The organism is Kitasatospora sp. NPDC048298, from assembly GCF_043201465.1.
In the GTDB taxonomy this organism is placed as follows: Bacteria; Actinomycetota; Actinomycetes; order Streptomycetales; family Streptomycetaceae; genus Kitasatospora.
Window position 1 is genome coordinate 110455 of the sequence record NZ_JBICYZ010000008.1, and the last position, 8644, is coordinate 119098.

The 8644-nt window shown below is 71.1% G+C and carries 5 protein-coding genes; 2 read left to right on the forward strand and 3 right to left on the reverse strand.

Features of this window, described 5'->3' with window-relative positions; translation table 11 throughout:
• Positions 1–298: 298 nt before the first annotated feature.
• Complete coding sequence (locus tag ACGF0D_RS09760; RefSeq protein WP_392914541.1) at positions 299–1420, reverse strand: hypothetical protein; 1122 nt, start codon at positions 1418–1420, stop codon at positions 299–301.
• Positions 1421–1432: 12 nt separating this feature from the next.
• A complete protein-coding gene (locus tag ACGF0D_RS09765; protein WP_392914542.1) occupies positions 1433–2773 on the reverse strand; it encodes a cytochrome P450 in 1341 nt (446 codons plus the stop codon).
• 228 nt (positions 2774–3001) lie between these two features.
• Here ACGF0D_RS09765 and ACGF0D_RS09770 point away from each other — a divergent pair, with 228 nt between their 5' ends.
• Positions 3002–3496, forward strand: a complete 495-nt coding sequence (locus tag ACGF0D_RS09770) for an EF-hand domain-containing protein (protein ID WP_392914543.1) — start codon at positions 3002–3004, stop codon at positions 3494–3496.
• A gap of 245 nt (positions 3497–3741) precedes the next feature.
• The gene (locus tag ACGF0D_RS09775; protein WP_392914544.1) at positions 3742–6537 is read left to right on the forward strand and encodes a VWD domain-containing protein; all 2796 of its coding nucleotides are present in this window, start codon (positions 3742–3744) and stop codon (positions 6535–6537) included.
• A 186-nt stretch (positions 6538–6723) separates the two neighbouring features.
• Here ACGF0D_RS09775 and ACGF0D_RS09780 read toward each other — a convergent pair whose 3' ends face one another.
• Positions 6724–7893 (reverse strand): cytochrome P450, encoded by a 1170-nt coding sequence (locus ACGF0D_RS09780; protein ID WP_392914545.1) that lies wholly within the window; start codon positions 7891–7893, stop codon positions 6724–6726.
• Between the last annotated feature and the right edge of the window lie 751 nt (positions 7894–8644).

The window sequence follows — 8644 nt, forward strand, 5'->3', positions numbered from 1 at the left end:
CCGCGCGGATCGGTGCCGTGGGCCGGGCGGACCAAGCCCCCGGGGTCGTCGTACCTCGACCCCGGGGCGGGTGGCGGTCGTCGGTGCCTCACGGGTGATCGCCGCCCGGGCTGGTGGCCGACGGCGGCCCGGCCCTCCGGGGAGCCGGAGGGCCGGGCGGCGGTCAGTCGTCGATGCCGAAGTACCGGCCGAGGTAGTCGATGATCTCGACGGCGTGCGGCAGGAGTTCGGGTAGCTCGGTGGCGAGCACCCGCCGGGTGGCGGCGGAGGTTCCGCGTTCCCCGGGCGGTCGGGCCGATCACCCGGTGGCGATGACCTCGTCGACGACCCTGGCCAGCGTGTCGTTCATGGGAAGGCGGGTCATCCGGCGGCGTTCGAGGTAGCGGTCGACGAGTCCGGCGTAGGAGAGCGAGACCCGGGAGTAGCGGTCGTAGACGACACCGGCGCGGTCGGAGGCGTTGTGGAGGTGGGCGGTCAGCCGCAGGAAGACGCGGTAGATCGCGGTGCGGTGCCGGGCGTTCTCCGGTTCGGGCCGAGCGGGCCGGACACCGAAGTTGGTCACCTCCTTCACGCCGATCCCGTACTGGTCCTTGGAGATGTCCATCCCGAGGGTCTGTGCCACCCCGGCGGCGAGGAAGGAAGCACGGTCACACTCGTCGAAGGGGAGGCGGAAGTAGTAGGCGAGCAGGCCCATGACGGGCAAGGTCTCCGCCGCGTACGTCCGGAGGACGCTCGCGCGGAGGATGTCCGGCTCCCTGACGTACGCCTGGATCGCGTCGAAGCGGGCCGGTGGTGCCAGGCCGGGTCCGGCGGCGGACCACTTCTCGTGGAACTGGATCCGCGCGCTGAACAGCGTCTCCCGGTGGGCCTCGGCGAGCCAGCGCCCGTCGCGGTCCCCGCCGAGCGCGTGCACCCGCTCCAGGACCTCGGCCAGGCTCTCGCCCCCGATCCGGTGCGCTCCGCTCGCCACGTCCTGCGGAGGGACGACGATGTCGTCCAGGACGGCCAGCAGCGCCACGGCCTTGGCGATCGCGTGCCACAGCGGGTCGCGCCGGTAGCCTGCCGACCACAGGGTGAGCCACTGCACGGCGTCCCGGACGATGTACCGGTGGACGTCGTCGAGCGAGGTGTCGCCCTTGCGGGTGCAGATCAGCTCCGCGGGCCGTGCCCCGGCCAGCCAGTCGGCGAAGGCCCGCCCCTGGGCACTGTGTTGGTACGCCTCGTCGGTGGCGTCGAGCAGGTCGAGCCGACGGCGGCGGCACTCGTCCTCGACGGCCGGCAGCTGCGCCAGGTCCGACGCCGCGGCTCCGCCGAGCGCTCCGGCCGCCTGCGGGACGAAGCGGGCCAGTCCGTCCAGGTGGGGGTCCAGCGACCGTGCGGTGTCGAACAGTCCGATCTCGTCCAGATGGAACTCCAGCATCGTTCCTCCCGCTCAGTGCGTCGGGCGCGGGGTGACCGACATCGGCAGGGCGTCGGGGCGGATCTGGGCGTCGGCGACCGCCCGGACCCGGTGGCCCGGTGAGGGGTGCAGGTGCCAGCGGGTGGTGACGGTGGCGAGTACGGCGAGCATCTCCGCCCAGGCGAAGCCGTCGCCGATGCACTTGCGGTTGCCGGCCCCGAAGGGCAGGTAGGTGCCGCGCGGCAGGCTCCTCTCCGGTCGGACGAGCCACCGGTCGGGGTCGAAGCGCAACGGGTCGGGGAAGCAGGCGGGGTCGCGGTGAAGGGTTGCGGCGCTGTAGACCACCTCGGCACCCTCCGGGATCTCGTACCGCCCGATCCGCACGGTCTCCAGGGCGCGCCGCCCCATGAACCACAGCGGCTGGTGGAGGCGCAGCACCTCCTGGACGAACCGGGTGGTGTACGGAAGGGCGGCGGGAGTGGCGGGGCCCGGTCCGGCGGCCGATGCCTCCTCGTGCATCCGGTCGGCGGCCTGCGGGTCGCGGGCGAGCGCGTGCAGGGCCCAGGCCAGGGTGGTGCCCGTGGTCTCGACCCCGGCGACCAGGAGGGTGAGGAGTTCGTCGCACGCCTCTTCGTCCGACATGCCGTCCTCGTGCGCGAGTATCAGCGCGAGGACGCCGTCGTGCTGCGGGCTGCGGCGGGCCTGTCGCACCGCCGCCGCGGCCAGCCCGCGCAGAGACGCCGCCGAGGCGAGGAACTCCCGCCGTCCCGGGGTCGGCCATTCGGCCAGCGCGGGCGGCAGGACCGTGGCCCGGAGGACGCCGCGCACGAGGATCCCGAGGTCCTCGCCGACCCGCGCGCCCAGGTCCTCGACGGCCCGCCCGGCCCCGGACCCGTCGGCGGACGGGAAGAGGGTCGGCAGCATCATCGCGACGGCGAGTTCGCGCATCTCCCGTTCCATGGCCAGAGTCCGCCCGGTGCGCCAGCGGCCCACCCGCTGTTCCGCGACGGCAGCAATCGTCTCGGCGTACCGGGTGATCCGTTCCCGGTGGAACGCGGGTTGCAGGGAGCGCCGCTGCCGGAGGTGGAAGGTCCCGTCGGAGGTGGCCAGGCCGTTCCCGATGTACGGGCGGACGCGGTCGAACAGCATCCCTTTGCTGAACTTCCCGCTCTGAGTGACCAGCACCTCGTGAATGGCCTCGGGGGCGTTGAGCACGTAGAACGACCGCCGCCCGAGCCTCATCTCGACGATGTCGCCACCGGTCCGCAGCCCCTGCAGGAACACCGCCCGCCCCCGCACCAGCCCGAGCAGGTGCCCGAACAGCGGCAGTCCGCCGGCCGCGAGCGGAACCGTGTCAGCGCCTGTCCCGTCCACTTCGACCTCCGGAGCCCTTTCACGGTTCGCGACGTGCCTTCCAGCAGCCTAGATACGGAGGGGGCGTGGGAACACTCGCGTTTCAGTCGATCATCAGATCGAAATTCGGCCTCCGCGGTAGCGCGACTTTCGAGTGATCAGCCGCCCGACACCCGCTGTCGAAGGCCGGCCGTGCGACATGGTGAGCCCGACACCTCCGTCGTACGCAGAAAGGGACAGGTGGGTTCCGTGGTGACTCGGGCAGAACGCGAACACTTCCAGGCGATGTTCAGGAAGCTGGACGTCGACGGTGACGGGGTGATCGAGCAGGTCGACATCGACCAACTGGTCCAGGAGATGCTCCAGAGCTCCGGCGCCGGCTACCCGGGCACGCCGACCTGGCGGCGGGTGGTCGGCCTGGGCAACCGGCTGTGGCAGGAACTGCTCGCCACCGCGGACGAGAACGCGGACCGCAAGGTCACCGCCCGGGAGTTCGTCGCCGCCTACCGGCGGCCCGAGTTCCTCGACCAGGTGGCGATCCCGTTCGAGCTCTCCCTCCTCGACGTGGCCGACACGGACAACGACGGCAGGATCTCCCGGGCGGAGTGGCTGACCTGGCAGCAGGCCAAGGGTGTCGGCCAGAACGAGGCCCTGGAGGAGTTCCAGCAGGTCGACGCCGACGGCGACGGCTACCTCACCCGGGACGAGTGCGTCCGGCACATCAAGCAGACGTACAGCAGCTGACACGTGCTGCGGAAGGTCGGCAGGGCAGGTCGAGTTCTGCTCTGGCCTGGGCCGGCGGATCGCCTGCAGGTGAGCGATCACGAACGTCCCCTTCCCGGACGTTGCCCGACGCGATCCAGCGGAAGGAACCGGACAGTGCCGACGCGCCACGGATGGGGTGATTCCACGGCGGTGATCAACCCGTCTTGGCATGGTTGACGTCTGTGTCCCTGGTTCCATGGCGAGCTGTCAGAAGGGTCGAAGCGATGCAGCCCAGCCTCCTCCGCGCCGGGGCGCTGTGCGCCGGTGCCCTGGGCATTTTCTCCGGCGTCCTACTGGCACCGCCCGTGGAGGCTGCCGTGCCCCCACGGGTGGTGTTCACGCAGGAGGTGCCCCAACCGGTGACGCTGAGCGGCGAGCCCGAGTCGGCACGGTTCTCGGCGGGCCGGCCAGTCCGATTGAACTTCACCGCGACGAATGCCGGCGCGACGGCGTGTGCGCTGACCACGGCGGCCACCGGATCGTTGACCGTCACCGCAGTGGCGCGTGACGGCAAGTCCCTCACGCCCGTGGTCTCCCCGCTGCTCCTCCAGGACGGACTCGGGCCGGTCACCTCACGGGGACTCGCGAGCACTGCAGCGGGTGGGCAAGCCCAGCTGAGCCTGGAGAGCACGGACTTGAGCGCCGCAGGGCTCCCCGCAGCCCTTCCCTCGGTGACCTGGTCCGAGGAGTCCGGCAGCGTGGAGGCCCTGTGGCCGGTCGACACTCCTGGCCGGTACGAGGCGACCGTGGCCTACGCCTTCCCACCGGTGCCGGGTCGGCCGGAGGACGTGTGCCCCGGCACGAGTCGGCCGGTGAGCGTCGCCTTCACTGTCGACGGCCCCCGTCGCACGTCGGGGTGGCCCGCCGCGTGGGTCGCGCTGGGCGGGGGCACGGTGGTGTGCGCGGCCGTCGTGCTCCGGGTCCGGTCCCGGCGCAGACCACCCACGGCGGCGGGACTCACGCTGCTGGCCTTCGTCTCCGCCGGCGCGCTGGTCCTCGGAGACGCCACGTACGCCCGGGCGGAGATCAGCGCGAGCCCAGCCGCGGCGGCGGCCTTCGGCCGGTGCATGAGCACCTACCGGGCCGAGGACGAGAGCGGCGACCCCGCCGGAGTCGTACGGGACCTCCAGTTCTCCCAGCGTAAGGTGCGGATCGTCCTCAACAACGGCACGAAGGCCAACCCCGGAGACACCGGAACCGTCCCCGCCGGCGACGCGTGGGACAAGGCGACGAACGGCACGGGCACCGACAGCGTCATCTACTGGAACAGCCAGAGCACCCTGCCGTTGAGTGACGGCACCCCGAGCGACCCCTGCGCCCAGCTGTACCACGAGATGAACCACGCGCGGGACATGGCCCACGGCACCCTCGACCTCCACCAGTGCAGCGGCGCCGGCCCCGGCCTGCAGACCGACGAGGTCGCGGCCACTCTCGCGGAGAACGCCTACCGCCGCTTCCGCGGCCTGCCCGAACGCACCGCGTACGGCGGCATCAAACTCCCACCCTCCGTGGACAGTTGCAAAGCGAACCAGGAGAAACAGCGCAAGTTCCCCAAGCACGGGCCGGCGGGCACCGACTGCCCGGCCGAGGGCTGCGGAGGCAGCAACGGCGACCCGCACGTGACCACCTTCGACGGACTGCGCTACGACTTCCAGGCCGCGGGCGAGTTCACCGCCGTCGAGTCCACCACGGGCGACCTGAGGATCCAGGTACGGCAGGTTCCCTACCCCGGCTCCACCCTCGTCAGCGTCAACAAGGCGGTGGCCGCGAACGCCGCCGGAGACCGGGTCGGCCTCTACCTCGACGAGAGCGGCATCGACGTGCGCGTGAACGGAACGCTCCGGCCCGTCCCGGAGGGCGACACCGCCCTGCCGCACGGCGGTACGGTGACCCGCGCGAGCGCCGACGGCCTGGAGTCGTACCGGGTCACGTGGCCCGACGGCACATTCCTGACCGCCAACGTCGTCGGCAGCTGGGGACTCAACGTCCAGGTCCGCCTCGCACCGGCTCACCGGGCCCACGTCCGGGGACTGCTCGGGGACTTCAACGGCGATCCGGACCAGGACGTACGGACGCGGGAAGGCGAGACGCTGCCCAAGGACCCGCCCTTCGACCGGCTCTACCACGCCTTCGCGGACAGTTGGCGGGTGAACCAGGCCGATTCCCTCTTCGACTACGCATCCGGCGAGAGCACTGGCACCTTCACCCTGCGCGACTTCCCCGAGCGCCCGACCACGCTGGGGACCGTGCCCAACCGGAGCGTCGCGACGGTACTGTGTCAGGCCGCGGGCGTCGCAGCCGGTCCGCCTCTGGACGAATGCGTGATGGATGCCGCCCTGACCGGACAAGCGTCATTCGTACTCGGGGCCGCCGCCACGCCGCCGACTGGTAGCGCCCCCGCCATCGTGCACGACGGCGATCTCGTCACGGGGAACATCACCGAACGGGGGCAGTCGGCCCGGTACCAGGTGGCCCTCGACGGAGCCACCGTCTTCGCCGTCGCCGACTGGCGCGGCACGAGCGACGGCTGCGACCAGACCTTCACCATCGACCTCGTCGGGGGCTCCGGCAACAACTTCCCCTGCACCGGAGGAAACGTCCAGTTCACCGTCCCGGACCCGGCCGGCTCCCACGAGGTGCAGATCTCCTCTCCCACGGGCGGCACCGGCCCGTACCGGTTCCGGCTCGTCACGGTGAAGCCTCGAACCCTCGGGGCAACTCCCGGCCAACGTGTCGAGGGCTCCCTCGACGTGCGCGGCCGTGAGGACCGGTACGAGTTCGACGCGGCCGGGGCGACAACCGCCCGGCTCACCGACCTGCCGCCCGGCTGCGGGGCCGACCTGGTCGCCGACCTACGGGACATGACCTCGGGCACGCCACTCAGCGGCAACAACGCGCTCTGCGGCAACCCGGTCGGCCCCGTCTCCCTGCCCGACCCGACGCACCGCTACGCCGTCGTGATCCGCTCCAGGAACCTGGACACCGGCCGATACACCTTCCGCCTGGAGGCGGGCGGCTGACGGCCGGTTCGAGGACGACGGGTGCGCCGTGGCATCAGTGCCGGATCCAGTGCGGCACGCTGGGCCTCGGGTTCGCCGTGCCGGCCGTACCGCAGGCCGAAGGTGGTGGAAGGGCCGTCGGTCGTGTCGTGCCCCGACCGGTCGGTCCCGTCCGGTTCCCGCGCCTGCGGTACGAGAGGCCAGGGATCACCAGGTGACCGGCAGCGCCTGCAGGCCGCGGAAGACCAGTTCCGGCACGTAGCTGAGCTCGGACTCGTCGACGGCGAGGCGCAGTCCCGGGTACCGCTTCACCGCGGACCCGATCGCCACCCGCATCTCCCGGCGGGCCAGTATCGCGCCGAGGCAGAAGTGCGGCCCGTGCCCGAAGGCGAGGTGCGCTGCCGGTCCTTCGCGCGTGATGTCGAAGCGGCCGGGATCCGGGTACACACCGGGGTCGCGGTTGGCCGCGACGATGACCGGCAACACCGCTTCGCCCGCCCCCAGTTCGACGCCCTCCAGGTCGACGGGCTCGGTCGTGACGCGGACCTCGGCAGAGGTGAAGAGCCTGCTGTAGCGCAGTAGTTCGTCGACCGCCGGTCCGATCAGGTCCGGCGACGACCGCAGCAGCGCGAGTTGGTCCGGGTGGCGCAGCAGGGTCAGGAAGGAGTTGCCCAGCTGGTTGACGGTCGTCTCGTGGCCGGCGATCAGCAGGCCCTCGAGGTTGGCCAGCAGCTCGGGTTCGGTGAGGTGGTCGCCCTCGTCGTTGGCGGCGACCATCGCCGAGATCAACCCGCCGTCCGGCTGCGCCCGCTTGTGCCGCACCAGGTCGGCGAGCCAGTCCTGCATCTCGGACTGCGCGGCCCGCAGTTCGTCCGGAGTGATGTTGGTGACGAACAGCCGCCTGGTCCACCTGCGGATGGCCTCCGCCTCGGTGTAGGGCACGCCGAGCAGCTCGCAGATGACCATCAACGGCAGTGGAGCGCAGAGACCCGTCACGAGGTCCGCGGTCGGGTCGAGGTCGTCGAGCAGGGAGTCCACGATGGACTGCACGCGTGGTTCGAGCTGATCGACCATGCGCGGGCTGAACGCCTGCGACATCAGCTTGCGCAGCCGGGCGTGGCGGTCGCCGTCCTGGCTGGAGATCAGGAGCGGGTCGGAGGCGACGGACAGTTTCAGCGGGCTGCCCGGAAGTGTGGCCGCCTCCCGGCTGAACCGGCTGTCGCTCAGAACCTGGCGCACCGCCTTGTAGGAGAGGGCGAGCCAGACGTCTGCCGGACCCATCGTCGCCCGGACGACCGGAGCCTGCGCGAGCAGGGCCTCGGCTTCGGGCTCGTTGTCGAGGTGGTGTGGTGTGGCGAGGGGGAACGTGGCTTGCATCGCTGCCTCCTGACTGGATGTCACCAGGACCGGGCGCCGGGTGCCGGGCGCGAACGGCCGGGACCCGATGCACGGATCGGTGACAGTTGGGTTGTGGGCCGCCGGGGGCGGTGGAGCTTCGCGATCGTCTCGAAGTCGATGGGGGCGAACGGTTCGGCCGGAACTGTCGGCGGCGCCGGTGGCCGGATGACGGTCGAGTGACGCTTCTGCGCGAGTGCGAACGGGATTCTAGGACGTTGTCACCGGCGGCGTCGACGGTTTCCATGAACCCGGCCCGGCCTTGACGGTGCAGGGTGTGGACGAACTTCCCGACCGCATCGGCGGGTTCACCAGCAGGTCAGCCGACTGACACTGCGACGGGCCGTCCGTGAGAAACGACGCGTTTCATAAAAGACACGGGACGGATCTCGCCACGGTGCCTCTTTCGTGGAGGCATATGACGCCGTGATGTGCCTCCTTCGAGACAGCCTTCGCCTGGCTTGTGGCGATGGTGTGATGTTGCTGCCATGCTCAAGTGCGTGGCGGAACGATCATCGCCACGCCTCCTACGCTCAGCTCACCAGTGCATTTCCTCGAAGAGCGTCGCCGACGCCGGCGCTTGCGAGGACCGCTCCACTGATTCAGAAAGCCCGAAGCGCGGGCGAGTCCGGGTTCGGATACCACCCGGTCGCCGGGCTGCCCGCGCGCTCGATGATCCGGCCGCTCGCGCGGCCGGAGCCGCACCATCGGGACTGCTACGGAAACACCCCGC